Raw genomic sequence first — 15,419 nt, 5'->3', positions numbered from 1 at the left:
GGGCCGACTCCGGTTCGGGGTTGATCCTGTCGAGAGATGTGATGGAAACGTCGTCCCCAGCCCTGTCCGTCGCCATTGGCGTGCTCGCCGTTTTGTTCGGACTCACCGGATTTGGCGTGTACCAGGCCTTTGGCCCTCCATCAAAAGCACTCGACGACCCGTTCGACGATCACGAGGACTGATCCACCACCAGGGAGACGAGTTCTCCTGGGGTGATCACCACGGCAGAAGCGGCAATTGAGTCGGCTTCCCTGCGGACCCTCCACCCCGCTCCGGGGGTCCAGCGACAGCGCGCTGATCCCGAATTGAGCAGCTTCAGCATGCAACCATCGGCATGGCGCTCCAACCCCACCGGCGTGAGTGGAAACGGCAGCGATGGAAACCATTGGCGCTGCTCCGCCGGCAAGTCCGCACACCACCCGGGCTCACGAAAGGCAATGGCCGCCTGAGACACACCGGCATCGCTCCATGAGCCGGCGAACGGCATGAGGGCCAAGCGCTGGCGATGCCACCCCTGATCAGCGCTGGGATCTGGCCAGGTCGGGCCCCGCAGCAGCGAAATTCCAAGTCGGTCTGAAGACCAATCCACACCCTGGGGGCCGTCCAGCAACACAGCCATCCCGCCTCCGGGAGCCGCCGACTGCGAGGCGAACCAGGAGATCACAGGCACTTCCCAACGGGCTTGTTCTCGAGCCGTCATCGGTGCAGCCGGCCGTTCGACCACCCCTCCACTGGTGTCGGCAGCGATGCGGACGGCGGGGGTCGCCAGCGGTAGCTCGAGACGCAGCAACTCATGGGTCTGGCGCCAGTCGATACCGCAGATCAGCTCCAGCCAGGGCGTGTCGGCCTTCAGCCGCAGGTCCAGACGCATGCAACTGGCACCGAGCTGGCGCCGCAGCACCAGATGCGCCACCAGGGGGCCCTGATCGAGCCACTCCAGGGAATCCGTACAGAGCACACCTAGGGGCTGAGATCGGTAGTCCGCCGCAAGATCCCAGGCATCCCAGAATTCGCCCCGGTCCCGATAGCGCTCTAACTGCAAGGAAGACGACAACTGATTCCGTCCATCGCGATCCCGCAAAGCCAGCAGTCCGGCCGAGGAGACATCGAGCTCGATCAGACCATTGCCAACACGCCAAGCTCCAGCCCCCAGCGACCTGATGACCACAGGCTGACGGGGTTGAGCAGCGCAGGACGTCAAGTCTGGTTCACGCCGGAGCGGCACCGAACAAATCCCGTGCTGACGCGGTAGCTGCACCCACGTACCACCAGCAGCGGCGTTTTGCTGCGGCAGTGAAACGGCATCCGCTAACCACGATACCGCGGGAAGGCGAACCAAAGGCGACCAAGACGCCAAAGGCTGCAGACCCCACCAACTCCACACCGCTGCTGTGTTCTCCGGACGCGGCAGCCTCGCCAGCCGCCGATCGCGTTCCTGCCGGGCCTGGCGCCGGGCTGAGCGCCAGACCGTTTCCGCCTGGTCAAACACCTCCGGGATCGAGGTTCCCGGAAGGATGTCGTGAAACTGCTGGAACAACAGCGGGCGCCAATCGCTGCTGCCGCTGTCGCGACCTGCAATCGCCAACAGGGCTGAGACGACATCAGCCTCCCGCAAAAGCCGCTCGAGCGTTCGGTTGTGGCGCTTCTGATCCGGACGGCTGGTGGCGCAACCGCGGTGCAACTCCAGGAAGAGCTCATCACGCCACACCGGCCATGTCTGGTCGCCCTGCTCCAACTCGGTCAAAAACTCCCTCACCGTGCCGGCACGGGTAGGCAAAGCGGCCGCGTGGCCCTCCCAGAGCTCGATCTGCTCCAGCAACTCCTCGGTGGGACCACCACCGTGATCACCAACGCCAGGAATCCAGAGCGCCGCCTCCAGCCCCGTGTTCTGATGCCAGGCCCGCTGCTCGTTCAGCATCTCCAAAGGATCGGCGCGACGACCGATCGGCGGCAGCATCAGGCTGCGCAGTTCAGCGCGTCCCCGCGCGCGCCAGCGGAACAAACGGTGGGGGAAAGGGTTATCAGCATTCCAGGCCAGCTTGTGGGTGCAGAACCAGCGCACTCCGGTGGCAGCCGCCACGGCAGGCAGGCCAGCAGCGAAGCCAAAGCTGTCCGGCAACCAGGCCAGTTCATGGGTCCATTCCGGGAAGCGGCGGCGGCTGTCGTCCTGACCGAGAACGAACTGATTCCACAACGACGCCGTGCTGACCAGCACACAGTCGGTCTCCACCCAGGGGCCATTGATCGGTTCCCAGCGACCGGCCCGGCTGGCCACCTGGATCTCCGCAAACAGAGCGGGCCGATGTTGCTCCACCCAGGCGTAAAGCGCCGGCGTGGAATGGGCAAAGCGCAGCTCGGGCCAGCGACGCATCAACGCCAGCGCTGATCGGAAGGTGCGTTCAGCGGCCTGCCAGGTATCAGCGACCGGCCAAAGCCAAGCGAGATCGAGATGGGCATGACCCAGCCAATGCAACGACCCTCGCGGCGGTTCTGCCTGGAGCAGATGCGCTGCAACAGCAGCCTGCGCCCCTGCAGAGCTGGGATCCAGATCCGCCCAATGCGGCGGCAGGTCTCTGTCCATCGCCAAATGCAGCTCCAGGGCCGCAGGCAACAGCGTGCCCTCGGGGTCTAGGCCTGCAGTCTGCGGCTCCAGGTCGAGATGGCTGCTGATCAGAGCTCCATCGTCATGCAGGGGACTGCAGAGCTCCAGCACAAGATCCAGTGCAGCCCCCTGACGACATCGCTGGGGCAGCGGCCAGCGACAGGCGGTATCGAACAGATCCCCCTCATGAACCAGCACGCCATCCACCCAGAGACGCATCTGCTCGGCCCACCAGCTCAGCACCAGCCGGGCACGGCAGGAATCACTGGCACTCCAGCCATCAGGCCAGCTCAACCGCTGCTCAAGCCGCAGCCATTGGCGTCCCCTGGGCCAGATCAGCAGGCCACGCTTGGCCCAGTCCGGCCGGTGCGTTGCTCCCCAGCTTTCGTTGAGAAAAAACCCAGCTTGGGCGGCGCCTGAGCGGCGCCAACCGGAATGCAGATCACGCCGCGAGCGACTGCGAAACGTTTCAATCCACTCCGATCGACCGACTTGATCAGGGTTCATTCCCCTGCTGACGCTGTCATGCCCCATAGGATGATGCCCTTGTCACAGACGCCGGTCGGTCTCCATGCTCGCCCTCAAGATCTCCGTTTACTCGGTCGTCTTCTTTTTCCTCGGCATCTTTGTGTTCGGGTTCCTTGCGAGCGATCCAAGCCGCACCCCTAGCCGCAAAGACCTGGAAGATTGATTCAGCCTCCCGCTCAGACCGCGCCACACACTGGTCTGAGCGGAGCATGATTTCTGAAATGAGCTGTCAAGCTCATTGTCCGCAGCAGCATTGCCTTGGCGGCGCTCCGCCTTCTTTTTGTGTTGACCGGAACCCTGATCACAGGGTCGGTTTCCGCCTTGCCCGCAACGGCCCGTTCAGCTGAATCACGGTCCGAGACAACTGCTCAAGCTCCGGTGAGCCTCAAGGTTCGAGCTGATCGTCAATATTCCGACACCAAGTCGAAAGCCAACGTCGCCGAAGGCAACGTCTCTGTTCAGCTGGGGAACGCTGAACTGCACGCCGAACGGATCGAGTTTGATGCGGCCTACCGCACGCTCTATGCCAGCGGCGCAGTCCGTTTCAGGCGCGGCAAGCAGTTCTTCCAAGCGTCGAGCTTCCGCTACAACCTCGTTCAACAGAAAGGGCTGCTCCATGATGTTTATGGGGTCATCGACCTTGAGGAGCCCCTCACCAATCCACTAACCAACCCCCAAACGACATCAGCACCGGCTGAGTCATCCACAACCAAGCCAGCAAGCCCTGAGGACATGCCTGCTGTGGCTTGTCCGCCGCTGCTTCCTCCGATTCCCGACTGGCATCCCCATCCCTGGGCAGTGACGGCATGGGGCGGTCAGATGATTGATGCAGACTTCGGCCCCACTTTCCTTTTCGACGGTCGAATGCGTCCCGAAGGCCTGCTGGGCGTTGGCTTACAGAAGCGAATTAAGCGAGCAGGCCCGCTTGCTATTGAACTTGAAGCTGACCTGTTCAGCCACATCGCAGACCAACAACAAGGTGGCGCTTACAACCAAAGCCAGCCCAATGCTGATCTCCCGTCCCAAAGCTTTGGAGAAGGGATTCTGGGGATTGGAGCACGCTTGTGGGTTCAGCCTTGGCTGAGTTTCAGCCTCATTGAGGGCATCAGCTTCAACACCGATGTAAGCCTCTACGAAAAAACATTCCGCGAGAAAAACAGCCAGCTTCTGAACTATCTCGGCTTCGAAGTAGAAGCCGCTGTATCCCCCGACTTGTCACTCGTCGGCAGGATTCACCACCGCTCAGGAGCTTTTTGCCTCTTTAACGGAGTCTCAGGGGGGAGCAATGGCTACTTGCTCGGGCTCCGCTACCGCTGGGGGCGAGATACCCACGAGCTGGAGAGCACCTTGATGCCTCCTCCTCCGCAGTGTGAAGACCCAGATCGCGCAAATCGAGTTAAACCCTCCTCCCTCTCCGAACGCCTCGAATCGATTGCCCTCGGCGATGGAGGAAATCCTCAGCGTCATGTTTCCAATCACGACAAAACCGAAGGACGGACGATTCCTCCGGCCCAGCAGCAGGCCATGCGGACGGAGGCCATCGCCAAGGTCGACCAACGTATCTCGGACATTGCGTTAAGTGGCAGCTTCAGCATTGAGCAACGCGGAGGCAGCAAAACCGAGCGTTCAAAATCGTCAGTCGAGGATAAAAACCGCTTCGGATATATCCGACCTCAGCAACTGAAAAAACGAGAGAAAACACAACTGATTACTGGCTCTATCAGCCGTTGGAGGATTCAAGCCTCAAAGGTCTTAATCACGAAGGATGGCTGGGAATCCGAGCGCATGAGTTTTACCAATGACCCCTACACCCCAGCACAAACGAGGCTTGATGCAGAGGATGTAATCGCCCGGAAGCAACGCAATGGTGACATCGTGATCTCGGCACGGCGTAATCGCCTAATCATCGAAGAGAGACTGCCCGTCCCGGCAAACCGTCGGCAGCGCATCCAAAAGGAGCAAGTGGAAAGCCGTTGGAACCTTGGATTTGACAAAGAGGATCGCGACGGCTTCTTTATCGGACGCAGACTGAAGCCGATTCAACTGACGCGCAATTTCACACTGAAGATGCAGCCCCAGTTCATGGTGCAACGTTTCAACGACGGAGAAACCAACAGCTATCCGGCACCTGGCGAATCGGCCGAAAGCGAAGACGTCAAACAAATAAGCTCGACCGGGGACCTATTTGGCCTGAAAGCCAAACTGAACGGCCAGCTCTGGGGTTGGGCTACCAGACTGAACGCCGACATCAGTACTTTCGAGCCGCAGAACTTTGCCAACGGCAGCCGCTATTGGGGCAGTGTAGAAAACGTTATCGATATGCCTTGGATCGGGGACGTCACAGCACGCCTTTTTGGCGCGTATCGCTACCGCACCTGGAACGGCTCCTTGGGCGAAACAGATGTCTACTCCGCACAGGCTGGCTTTATTGAGCAAAGGATGTCTTTCAAATGGGGCGAGTCAAGCAACTCCTCTCTTTGGCGAATCGGAATAGGCAACTACCAGGCGGACAGCTCCAGCAGCTTCAACCTCACCGACAGCCTTCGTGCCAATTTCTACGGCTCGCTCACTAACAGCTATCCGATCTGGCGCGGGGAACCAGCTCCTCTGACCCCAGATCAGGCTTACCGCTACTCGCCGGTAGCGGTGGTTCCAGGCATCAGCTTCAACACGAATGTAAACACCCTCCTGGCGGCCTACGGCGATGGCACTAGTCAAAACACGTTCAGCATTTCGGGGGGGCCATCGCTCACCCTGGGGACCTTCAGCAAACCCTTTCTTGATTACACCCAGCTTTCAATCAGCGGTGGCATCACCCTTAAACAGGGCAATAGTCCCTTCAATTTCGACCGGGCCATCGACTTGGGCACCATTGGCATCGGCCTCACCCAACAAATCGCCGGCCCCTTAGTCCTCAATGCCGGCATTGGAGTCAATGTGGATCCAGCTTCCGAGTACTACGGGGATGTGATCGAATCGAATATCGAACTTCTCTGGCAAAGGCGCAGCTACGACGTCGGGTTCTACGTCAATCCCTATGAAGGCATCGGCGGCTTCCGATTCCGACTCCACAACTTTGACTTCAACGGCACAGGCGTGCCGTTTGTGCCATACACCCCAACGAGCTGGATGAACACCACCAACACGGATCGACCCTTCTGATCAATCACCGCCCCCGATGATCAGATCGCTGCCAAACAGTGAAGCTCCGGCATAGCGCATGCCGGAGGTCCGCACGTTCGGTGCATAGGCATTGATCACCTGAGCCTCCCGCAGATCGGCATTGCGCAAGTCCACTCCGGACAGCTCAGCATTGGTGAGGTTGGCTCCCCGCAGGTCAGCACCTTCCAGCAATGCTCCCGTCAGGTCAGCACCTTCCAGATTCGCCTCCCTCAGATCGGCGCCGCGCAGATCACTGCCTCGGAAATCAGCGCCGATTAGATGGGCCTGACGGAAATCCGCCTGGCGGAGGTCACAGCCTGGACAGCTGCGGTCCAACGGATCATGGGGCTCAATCTGAAGCGGAACGGCACCAACGGGAGCCACTCCGGCAACAACCAACAGGGGCGCCAACGGCAACAACAAACGCGAAAGCAAATGGGCCATTGAGATCCAACCTCCGAATGCAACCTCCTATCTCTTTCATAGACACAGGAGTCGCGCTTGGCTGTTACTTGGCGGCGAACTGGTTGATGTAGGGCAGTGTTTGCATCAATTCCGCAACCTGGGGGCCATGGTCCAGGAGCTGGGACGTTGCATCCCAACGACCGCTGCGCAGCATGTCCAGAGGGCCGGGATCGATCGACACAGGCCAACTGGAGTCGGCTGAGGTCAGTTGCAAAGCGGCAAGATCGAGGCTCCAGGAGCGCCCCAGATCACCATCCACCTGGGCCTGAATCGCCTTGATCTGCTCCGGAGCGGCCGTTGCACAGGGAATGCCAAGGGCGAGGCAGTTGCCGTAGAAGATCTCGGCAAAACTCACCCCAACCACCGCGCGAATTCCCCAGCGCATCAACGCCTGAGGGGCATGCTCACGACTGGAACCGCAGCCGAAATTGCCGTTCACCACCAGGATCGAGGCCCCCTGATAACGGGCCTGATCAAAGGGATGCTCACCGGAGAGTTCAAGGCGATCGTCGGCAAACACCTGGTCACCCAGCGCCTCGAAACTCACGCATTTGAGGAACCGTGCCGGAATGATCCGATCCGTGTCGATGTCTTCACCAGGAACGGCGATGGCCGTTCCACTCACCTGTTGAATCGGACCAGTCGGGAAGAGAGCCATCACGATGCGGACGGAGAAATCAAAGTACGGACATCGGTCACACGACCGTTAACGGCAGCTGCCGCCACCATGGCAGGACTCATCAACAAGGTCCGGCCACTGGCCGATCCCTGCCGACCCTTGAAATTGCGGTTGCTGGAGCTGGCGCTGATCTGACGCCCCTCCAGCCGATCCGGATTCATCGCCAGACACATCGAGCAGCCGGGCTCCCGCCACTCAAAACCTGCGGCACGGAACACCGCATCCAGCCCTTCTGCTTCAGCAGCCTTCGCCACCTGCTCCGAACCGGGAACCACAAACGCCTTGATGCCTTCAGCCACCTGGCGCCCACGGGCAACATCGGCAGCAGCACGTAGATCGCTGAGGCGACCATTGGTGCAGCTGCCGATGAAACAGACATCCACAGGAACCCCTTCAATCGCCGTTCCCGGCTGGAGATCCATGTAGCGGTAAGCCTCCTCAGCAATAGGACGCTCGCCTGGATCCAGCTGATCAAGGCTTGGCACCTTTTCATCGATCCCCAGTCCCTGGCCCGGGGTAATGCCCCAGGTCACCGTGGGTGGAATCGCAGCGGCGTCAAACACCACCTCATCGTCGACAGTTGCGTTGGCATCCGTGGCCAGGGAGCTCCACCAGGCGACAGCACGATGCCAGGCCTCACCCTCGGGGGCATGGGGACGACCTTTCAGATAGTCAAAGGTGACCTGATCGGGATTGACGTAACCGCAACGGGCTCCCCCCTCGATCGCCATGTTGCAAAGGGTCATCCGCTCTTCCATCGACAACGCCTCGATGGCAGAGCCGGCGAACTCATAGGCGTAGCCAACGCCGCCCTTCACCCCCAGGTGGCGAATTACATGCAGGATCAGGTCCTTCGCTGACACGCCCTCGGCGAGCTGGCCATTCACCTGAATCCGGCGCACCTTGAGCTTGTTCATGGCCAGGCTCTGGCTGGCCAACACATCGCGCACCTGACTGGTGCCGATCCCGAAGGCGATCGCCCCGAAGGCGCCGTGCGTGGAGGTGTGGGAATCACCGCAGGCCACCGTCATGCCCGGCTGGGTCAGGCCCAGCTCCGGGGCAATCACATGAACGATGCCCTGCCGGCCGCTGCCAATGTTGTTGAGAGGGATGCCGTGCTCCTGGCAGTTCCGCTCCAAGGTGCTGAGCATCTCCTCCGCCAAAGGATCGGCGAACGGCCGTTGCTGAGACGTGGTCGGAACGATGTGGTCCACCGTGGCCACCGTGCGCTCAGGACAGCGCACCGTCAGCCCCTTGTCCTTCAACGCCGAGAAGGCCTGAGGACTGGTGACCTCATGGATCAGGTGCAGACCGACAAACAGTTGGGTGGATCCGCCGGGGAGCTCCGCCACCCGATGCAGGTCCCACACCTTGTCGTAGAGGGTGCCGGAACTCAACAGTTCAGCCGCAAGAACCGTTGACCCTAAACCTGAGCGAGCAAGCGAAGACGCAGATGGTCCAAGCCGCGGATCACGCTCATCTTCTGAATGGCCTCACGGCCCCGCCGCTCACCGAAATGCTGCAGCCAGGCCTCACAGCCATCGGGACCAGCCAAGGCCAGATGCACCAAGCCCACCGGCTTCTCAGCACTGCCACCGCCAGGGCCGGCGATGCCGCTGATGGCAATCGCCCAATCGCAATTGAGTTTCTCCCGGGCTGCCCACGCCATCGCCTCGACCACAGGCTGTGAAACAGCCCCATGGGCAGTGAGCAGATCCGGAGACACCCCAAGCACAGCCTGTTTCACCGCATTGCTGTAGGCGACGACGCCACCCTGAAAAACCGACGAAGAACCTGGAACAGACGTCAGGGCTGCCGCCAATCCACCACCGGTGCAGGACTCCGCTACCGCCAGCGTCTGGTGCCGTTGCTTGAGCAGGGCGATCACCACCGACGCCAGGCTGTCCGCATCGACGCCGTAGCAGTGATTGCCCGTGCGACGACGCAGCTCAGCCTCCAGCGGCACCAACAGCTGAGCGGCGGTATCGGCACTGGACGCACAGGCCGTGAGCCGCAATTTCACATCGCCGAGGGAGGCATAAGGAGCCACCGTTGGGTTGGTCGACTCCAATAAATCGGCAACGCGCTCAGCCAGCTCGGATTCGCCAATGCCGCTGAAGCGGAGCTGACGGCTCACAAATACACCGGAAGCCCCACCATTGGCTTGAAGCCACGGGGCGGCCGTTTCCATCCACATCGCCCGCATTTCCGCAGGCACCCCCGGGAAGGTGAGAATCGTGAAATCAGGCCGGGGAGACCAGATCATTCCCGGTGCCGACCCCATTGGATTGGGAAGAACTTCCGCGCCACGGGGCAGATAAGCCTGGCTGCGGTTGCTGGAAGCAACCGGCCGGCCACCTGCCGATAGCTTCTGCTGGATCTCCAGCCAGAGTTCGGGCCGCTCCTCCAAGGGAGTGTCGAAAGCAGCGGCCAGGGCCTCGGTGGTGAGGTCATCGGGGGTTGGGCCCAAACCTCCAGTCGTCACCAGAACCCTGCAACGCTGCGATGCCTCGCGTACGGCAGAGATCAAACGCTCTTTGTTGTCGCCAACGACGGTTTGGCGGTAATGCGGCAGCCCCAGACCCGCCAACTGTTCGGCAATCCATCGGGCATTGCCGTTGAGGATGTCTCCCAACAACAGCTCTGTGCCCACGCACAGGATTTCAACACCCGATTCAGCCACGCGGTTCGCCAAGGGCCGCAGGGTTAACAGGGGTGGAACAGGGGTTGGTGTTCAACAGAGCTCGCTCATGTTGCCGCTGGCGACGGCTGATCACCACCGTGGCCACCAGGATGGCCGTGGCCAAAGCCAGCCAGAGGAAGCGCATCTCGGCATTGGCCACCACCAGGGCCAGGGCAGCAAGCCACTGGGTGAAGACGTAGATCAACAGCACCGTGCGCCGATGACTGAACCCGGCGCGCAACAGGCGGTGGTGGAGGTGACGCCGATCGGGATAGAAGGGGGAACGGCCTTCCCTCAGACGGCCCATGATCACGGCCGACATGTCGGCCAGGGGCAACGAAAGAATCAGCAACGGCAGAAGCAGGCTCACCGTCGTGAGCCCCTTGGCGGGTCCCACGATGCTCACGGCAGCGAGGGTGAAGCCGAGGAAATAAGAGCCCCCATCCCCCATGAAGATGCGAGCGGGGTTGAAGTTGTGCCTCAGGAAACCGAGGCAGCACCCTGCTAACGCTGCGGCAAGGAATCCGGCAGCCACCTGATGCAGCGAAAAGCTGACGGAAACCAGCCCAACAGCGGCAATGCCAGCCACTCCCGCAGCAAGACCATCAAGGCCATCCAGCCAGTTGATGGCGTTGGTGATCCCTACCAGCCAAACAACAGTGGCCAGTAGGCTGAGGCTCTCAGGCAGAGCAATCGGACCGGCTGAAGCGGTGAACCAGGGGAGATCGATCGCCCCAATCCGAACGCCCTGGCTCCAGACGGCACAAGCCACGGCAACCTGTCCAGCCAGCCGCGGCCAGGGCGAGAGAGCGAAGAGGTCGTCGGCCAGGCCGATCAGAAAAAAACAGAGCGAACCAGCCAGGGTGCCCCAGATCAGCTGATCCTTGGCCGGCGCCAGCAGGCCGAAACCGCCGACGGACCAGACCATCGCCAAGGCAAGGGCAAAACCCAGCACCATGGCAATGCCCCCCAACCTCACCATGGGGGTGATGTGCTGCTTGCGATCATCCGGTTGGTCGGTCCACCCGAAGCGAAGCCCCATCCGGCGCACTTGGGGCACCAGCACCATGGTGGTCACCGCAGCCAGAAGAAAGCTGACCGAGGCGACCGCAATAGGGCTGGCCAAGAGGTTCACGCAGGCTCCGGGAAAGAGACGATCCCCCGGTCAGAAGGAGTCACCCCAATCCTAGGGAGCCTTCAACCGTTCAACCAGGCACCGCCCCGGCCCATTCGAGAGCCAAGGCCAAGCCTCACGCCAGAACAGGCTGCTTGCTGGCGGCGTAGAGGGGAAAGCGCTCACAGAGAGCGGCCACCCGATCGAGGCAACGCTGACGAATCGCATCATCCTCAGGATTGAGAAGACGATCAGCAATCACATCAGCGACGTCCCGGAAGGCCTGCGCATCAAAACCACGGGTGGTGAGCGCGGCGGTTCCCAGCCGCAGGCCACTGGTGACGAAAGGAGATTCGGGGTCGAAGGGAACGGTGTTTTTGTTGGCCGTGATGTGCACATCACTCACCAACAGATCAGCCACCTTTCCAGTCATGCCGATGCCACGCAGATCCAGCAGCACCACATGGTTGTCGGTGCCGCCGCTGACGACATCGATGCCGCGGGAAATCAGCTGTTCAGCGAGGGCTGCCGCATTGGCAACCACCTGCTGGCTGTAGGCCTTGAACGAAGGCTGCAGCGCTTCCCCGAAGGCCACAGCCTTGGCAGCGATCACGTGCTCCAGAGGGCCGCCCTGACTGCCAGGGAACACGGCCTTATCGAACTTTTTGGCGAACTCGGCGTCGCGGCAGAGGATCAGGCCACCGCGGGGGCCGCGCAGGGTCTTGTGGGTGGTGGTGGTCACCACATCGCAATGGGGCACCGGGCTGGGATGCACTCCCGCGGCCACGAGGCCGGCGATGTGGGCCATATCGGCGAGCAGATAGGCACCCACTTCATCAGCGATGGCACGGAAGGCGGCGAAATCGATGGTGCGTGGATACGCGGAATAACCGCAAACGATCAGCTTCGGCTTGTGCTCCAAAGCCAGCTGGCGGATCGCCGCCATATCGAGGCGTTGGGTCTCCTTGTCGACGCCGTACTGAACGACGTTGAACCACTTGCCGCTGACGTTGACCGGTGAACCATGGGTGAGGTGACCGCCATGGGACAGGTCCAGCCCCATGATCGTGTCGCCGGGCTGCAGCAGGGCCAGGAAGACGGCGAAGTTGGCCTGGGCCCCACTGTGGGGCTGGACATTGGCCCAGGCGGCACCAAACAACTGCTTGGCCCGCTCGATGGCCAGCTCCTCGATGGCATCAACGTGCTCACAACCGCCGTAATACCGCTTGCTGGGCAGCCCCTCGGCGTACTTGTTGGTGAGCACGGAACCCTGGGCCTGCATCACCGCACGGGAGGCAAAGTTCTCCGATGCGATCAGTTCCAGGTGGGTTTCCTGGCGCTGCCGTTCTTGATTGATGAACGCGGCGATATCCGGATCCGACTGAGCCAGATCAGCGTCGATGGCGCGTCCAGAAATCTGGCCCATGAAATGTAAGTAATGCTTTGACCAATCGTAAGAAACCGCAGCGATCAGCCCGAGCGATCAACCAAAAAAAAACTGCCCACGTGGGGCAGTTGGAACGCGCCTGGAGAGATTCGAACTCCCGACCCTCTGATCCGTAGTCAGATGCTCTAATCCGCTGAGCTACAAGCGCTTGCGCCAAACCATCAGACCCCATCGAGGGTCCGCTCGTCAACTGGGTGCGGGCCGCGTCAGGATTCAGGTGTTTCTGAGCCTGAGCAATGCCGATCCGCTGGTATGGCCCCGCTAACCCTGAGGATCCGACCTACCGGCATTTCGAACGCATCGTGAACCTGTGCCTGCATGGCGGCGTGTTCGCCGCGGTGAACAGCGGCAGCTGGTTTCTGCAGGAGATGCGCCACCCCTTCCCCGAAGGAAGCCTGACCTGGGTCACCAGCCTCTGGGCAAGCCTGTGGCTGGGCCAATTGATCTGGGTGATTGTTCAGCGCCCCAAGCCGGAGGAATAAAGCCAGCATGGATGTAATCCCCACCTCGATCCTTCCGGGCTGATGTCCCTCTCCGCCAGCGACCTGCAGGACCTTCAGAGTGCTTTGGCTGACCGCCTCTACGTGCAGATCAGCGGCTGGCATCTTTACCTCGGCGATGCCGACCTGGCCTCAGCCCTGGCGATCGAATGCAGTGCCCGCGTCAACCAAGGTGCTGAGGTAGCGGCCCGGCAGGCCCTCGACGCCGTCAAGGTGCCTCTGGCAGGAGGCGCCAGTCAGCTTCCGCTCTCCAAGCTAATCCCCCCCGCCCAGCTGAGGGATCTTGAAGAGATCCTCGAGCCGTACTGCGGATAAGGTTGCAGTCCATCCGCAGCGGTTGGTGTGCTGATCATTGAAGTCACCAACTCCAGAGATCTGGTGCGCCAACGCATCGGCCGCCTTGGTGAACGGCTGATCGGTCGGGTCGTGGATGCGGAGGCTCAGGTTGAAAAAGCCCTGATTCAGGAACTGGAAACCGCCTTTAAAGAGTTCGGCATCGAGGCCCGAATTGTGTCTGTGCAGGGCCCGCAACTCGTGGGTCGCGAGCAGCTGGAACTTCCCATTCAGGTGCGTGAAGAGCTCGATGTTCGTCTCAGCGAGCCCTGAATCGGCCCACCACCAACTGCGTGACCTCACGCACCTCCGGCACCTGAAGTTGCGCACCGATTAAGGCAAACAAGGCCAAACCCAGCAGGCCAGGGGCAGACACCTGCAGCACTAGGCCCAGCAACCCTGCCGGCCAGGGCACAACGGTCACCAGGATCCCCGCGCCCCCCGCTGCCAGAACTCCGGCGATGGCAAGCCGCAGCAGGTCCATCCCCCAGCGCCGCAGCGGCAGGCCTCCAATCTGTTGCTGCAGGCCCAGCAACAGGGCGAGGCAGGTGATCAGATTGATGGCAACCGTGGCGAGTACCAACCCGGGCGCACCGAAATTGAACGGCGACTGATTCCCCCAAGGGGTCGGACCACCCACCAGCAGCCAGTCAAAAACCACGTTCAGACCAATCCCCGCCAGCGAGAGCCGAAAAGGCGTTGTTCCATCGCCAAGGGCATAGAAGACGCGCACCAGCACATCCCGACCGAGATAAGCCGGCATGCCCAGGCCATAGGCCATCAACAGGCCCGTCACCAGCTGGGCGGCTGATGCATCGAAGGCACCACGCTCGTACACCAGGGCGACGATGGGGCCACCCAACGCAATGAACAGTCCCCCCAGGGGGATCATTGATGCCGCAGACAGCATCAACCCCTGGCGGATCCGATCGATCAGCTGCGGACGATTCTGCGGAGCCGTGAGCCTGGAAAAAGTGGGCAGCAAGGGCACCAGCAGTGCATTCGAGATCAGGCCCAGGGGGGTTTGCACCAGCAAATTGGCGTACCCCAGACCCGCCGCCGCACCGACGATGCCCGAGGCGAAAAACAGATCCGTGAACACATTGATCTGAAGCATTCCGGACGACAACGTCGCCGGCCCCATCACACGCCACACCTCCCGCACTCCTGGGTGCCGCCAGTCCCAGACCAGTTGGAAACGGGCCAACCCCTGCCGGATCAACGCCGGCAGCTGGATCAACCACTGCAGCAAGGCCCCCACCAACGTGGCCAAGGCCAGCACCACACCACCTGTCATGGCGGCGGACGGCAAGGCGATATCAGCGCCGAGCTGCCACCAGAGCAGTCCCACCCCCAGGATCAAGGCCCCGCTGGACATCAGCGGTGAAATCGCAGGGATCCAGAATTCGTCGGCGGCGTTGAGGGACCCGAAGCCGAGCCCGATCAACCCCGCCAGCAGCGCCATCGACGCCATCACCTGCAGCTGGACCCGTGCGATGGCGTGAAGCTCGGGGGCAAGGCCAGGGCCCACAAGGGTGATCAGGGGATCCGCCGCCAACAGCAGAACGATGGTGACCAGGAGCAACAGAGCACTGACGCTGGTATTGAGCGCCGCAAGGATGTGCGCCCCTTCAGCTCGGGGGCGCCGGCTCAGCACGCTCACCATGGCGCTGTGGAAGGGTCCATTGATTCCCCCGAGCAGGATCAGCAGAAATCCAGGCAGCACATAGGCGTAGTTGTAGGCGTCATAGGCAGCGCCCACCCCGAAGGCCGCTGCGATCACCAGCTGCCGAATCAGGCCACCCACCTTGCTCAGCAAGGTGCCGAGGGTCACCACCAGTGCGATCCCCTTCAGTGAACGTGCCATTCGCCCCCCAGCATTGGGCGCATTGTGGAGGCACCACAC

14 protein-coding genes and 1 tRNA gene are annotated in these 15,419 nt (G+C 61.5%); 6 read left to right on the top strand and 9 right to left on the bottom strand.

Translation table 11 applies throughout. The annotated features are described in order from the left end of the window. Nucleotides 1–41 precede the first annotated feature (41 nt). Nucleotides 42–182: a photosystem II reaction center protein PsbN gene (gene psbN / locus SynTAK9802_RS01235; protein WP_011363291.1), complete on the top strand. Its 141-nt coding sequence runs from the start codon at nt 42–44 to the stop codon at nt 180–182. Here the strand turns inward: psbN and SynTAK9802_RS01230 are convergent. Further along, on the bottom strand, nt 170–3,109 hold the full coding sequence (locus SynTAK9802_RS01230) for a glycoside hydrolase family 38 C-terminal domain-containing protein (protein ID WP_255487799.1): 2,940 nt from the start codon (nt 3,107–3,109) through the stop codon (nt 170–172). The two genes, psbN and SynTAK9802_RS01230, sit on opposite strands and share 13 nt — an antisense overlap. Nucleotides 3,110–3,173: 64 nt before the next feature. Here SynTAK9802_RS01230 and SynTAK9802_RS01225 point away from each other — a divergent pair, with 64 nt between their 5' ends. Together SynTAK9802_RS01225 and SynTAK9802_RS01220 are read left to right on the top strand one after the other, a co-directional pair. Then, on the top strand, nt 3,174–3,293 hold the full coding sequence (locus SynTAK9802_RS01225; RefSeq protein ID WP_006042333.1) for a photosystem II reaction center protein I: 120 nt from the start codon (nt 3,174–3,176) through the stop codon (nt 3,291–3,293). Between the two features lie 215 nt (nt 3,294–3,508). After that, complete coding sequence (locus tag SynTAK9802_RS01220) at nt 3,509–6,292, top strand: DUF3769 domain-containing protein (RefSeq protein WP_255487798.1); 2,784 nt, start codon at nt 3,509–3,511, stop codon at nt 6,290–6,292. On the opposite strand, the gene SynTAK9802_RS01215 is transcribed toward SynTAK9802_RS01220, so the two are convergent. The 7 genes from SynTAK9802_RS01215 to SynTAK9802_RS01185 all read right to left on the bottom strand — a co-directional run bounded on the left by SynTAK9802_RS01215 (nt 6,293) and on the right by SynTAK9802_RS01185 (nt 12,828). Next, nucleotides 6,293–6,736: a pentapeptide repeat-containing protein gene (locus SynTAK9802_RS01215; RefSeq protein ID WP_186496902.1), complete on the bottom strand. Its 444-nt coding sequence runs from the start codon at nt 6,734–6,736 to the stop codon at nt 6,293–6,295. It lies immediately after the preceding gene. 64 nt (nt 6,737–6,800) lie between these two features. After that, a complete protein-coding gene (locus SynTAK9802_RS01210) occupies nt 6,801–7,415 on the bottom strand; it encodes a 3-isopropylmalate dehydratase small subunit (protein ID WP_186496900.1) in 615 nt (204 codons plus the stop codon). Continuing rightward, nucleotides 7,415–8,833: a 3-isopropylmalate dehydratase large subunit gene (gene leuC / locus SynTAK9802_RS01205; RefSeq protein ID WP_186496899.1), complete on the bottom strand. Its 1,419-nt coding sequence runs from the start codon at nt 8,831–8,833 to the stop codon at nt 7,415–7,417. Before leuC ends, SynTAK9802_RS01210 begins: the two co-directional genes overlap by 1 nt. A 26-nt stretch (nt 8,834–8,859) precedes the next feature. Further along, nucleotides 8,860–10,119, bottom strand: coding sequence for a competence/damage-inducible protein A (locus tag SynTAK9802_RS01200; RefSeq protein ID WP_186497927.1), 1,260 nt, complete (start codon nt 10,117–10,119; stop codon nt 8,860–8,862). Beyond that, nucleotides 10,112–11,254 (bottom strand): glycosyltransferase family 4 protein, encoded by a 1,143-nt coding sequence (locus SynTAK9802_RS01195; protein WP_186496898.1) that lies wholly within the window; start codon nt 11,252–11,254, stop codon nt 10,112–10,114. Before SynTAK9802_RS01195 ends, SynTAK9802_RS01200 begins: the two co-directional genes overlap by 8 nt. Before the next feature lie 115 nt (nt 11,255–11,369). After that, nucleotides 11,370–12,659, bottom strand: coding sequence for a serine hydroxymethyltransferase (gene glyA / locus SynTAK9802_RS01190; protein ID WP_255487797.1), 1,290 nt, complete (start codon nt 12,657–12,659; stop codon nt 11,370–11,372). A 95-nt stretch (nt 12,660–12,754) separates the two neighbouring features. Further along, a tRNA-Arg gene (locus SynTAK9802_RS01185) sits at nt 12,755–12,828 on the bottom strand. A gap of 88 nt (nt 12,829–12,916) precedes the next feature. Here SynTAK9802_RS01185 and SynTAK9802_RS01180 point away from each other — a divergent pair. The 3 genes from SynTAK9802_RS01180 to SynTAK9802_RS01170 are packed head-to-tail and all read left to right on the top strand — an operon-like array spanning nt 12,917 to nt 13,786. Continuing rightward, on the top strand, nt 12,917–13,162 hold the full coding sequence (locus SynTAK9802_RS01180) for a hypothetical protein (RefSeq protein ID WP_115161217.1): 246 nt from the start codon (nt 12,917–12,919) through the stop codon (nt 13,160–13,162). 42 nt (nt 13,163–13,204) lie between these two features. Beyond that, entirely contained in the window at nt 13,205–13,495 is a 291-nt protein-coding gene (locus tag SynTAK9802_RS01175) for a DUF3181 family protein (protein WP_011363281.1), read from the top strand. A 27-nt stretch (nt 13,496–13,522) separates the two neighbouring features. Then, nucleotides 13,523–13,786, top strand: a complete 264-nt coding sequence (locus SynTAK9802_RS01170) for a cytochrome-c oxidase (RefSeq protein ID WP_114988123.1) — start codon at nt 13,523–13,525, stop codon at nt 13,784–13,786. On the opposite strand, the gene murJ is transcribed toward SynTAK9802_RS01170, so the two are convergent. After that, on the bottom strand, nt 13,773–15,380 hold the full coding sequence (murJ, locus tag SynTAK9802_RS01165) for a murein biosynthesis integral membrane protein MurJ (protein ID WP_186496897.1): 1,608 nt from the start codon (nt 15,378–15,380) through the stop codon (nt 13,773–13,775). The genes SynTAK9802_RS01170 and murJ overlap by 14 nt on opposite strands. Nucleotides 15,381–15,419: the final 39 nt, after the last annotated feature.

Source organism: Synechococcus sp. TAK9802 (genome assembly GCF_014279535.1).
Classification (GTDB): Bacteria; Cyanobacteriota; Cyanobacteriia; order PCC-6307; family Cyanobiaceae; genus Parasynechococcus.
The sequence above is the reverse complement of the archived record's forward strand: the minus strand, read 5'-3'. Positions and strand labels throughout refer to the sequence as shown.

Coding starts and splice junctions, on each gene's coding strand:
- SynTAK9802_RS01175 (WP_011363281.1), top strand. CDS start 13,205: ATGTCCCTCTCCGCCAGCGACCTGCAGGACCTTCAGAGTGCTTTGGCT.
- SynTAK9802_RS01180 (WP_115161217.1), top strand. CDS start 12,917: ATGCCGATCCGCTGGTATGGCCCCGCTAACCCTGAGGATCCGACCTAC.
- psbN (WP_011363291.1), top strand. CDS start 42: ATGGAAACGTCGTCCCCAGCCCTGTCCGTCGCCATTGGCGTGCTCGCC.
- SynTAK9802_RS01210 (WP_186496900.1), bottom strand. CDS start 7,415: ATGGCTCTCTTCCCGACTGGTCCGATTCAACAGGTGAGTGGAACGGCC.
- glyA (WP_255487797.1), bottom strand. CDS start 12,659: ATGGGCCAGATTTCTGGACGCGCCATCGACGCTGATCTGGCTCAGTCG.
- SynTAK9802_RS01215 (WP_186496902.1), bottom strand. CDS start 6,736: ATGGCCCATTTGCTTTCGCGTTTGTTGTTGCCGTTGGCGCCCCTGTTG.
- SynTAK9802_RS01230 (WP_255487799.1), bottom strand. CDS start 3,109: ATGAACCCTGATCAAGTCGGTCGATCGGAGTGGATTGAAACGTTTCGC.
- SynTAK9802_RS01225 (WP_006042333.1), top strand. CDS start 3,174: ATGCTCGCCCTCAAGATCTCCGTTTACTCGGTCGTCTTCTTTTTCCTC.
- murJ (WP_186496897.1), bottom strand. CDS start 15,380: ATGGCACGTTCACTGAAGGGGATCGCACTGGTGGTGACCCTCGGCACC.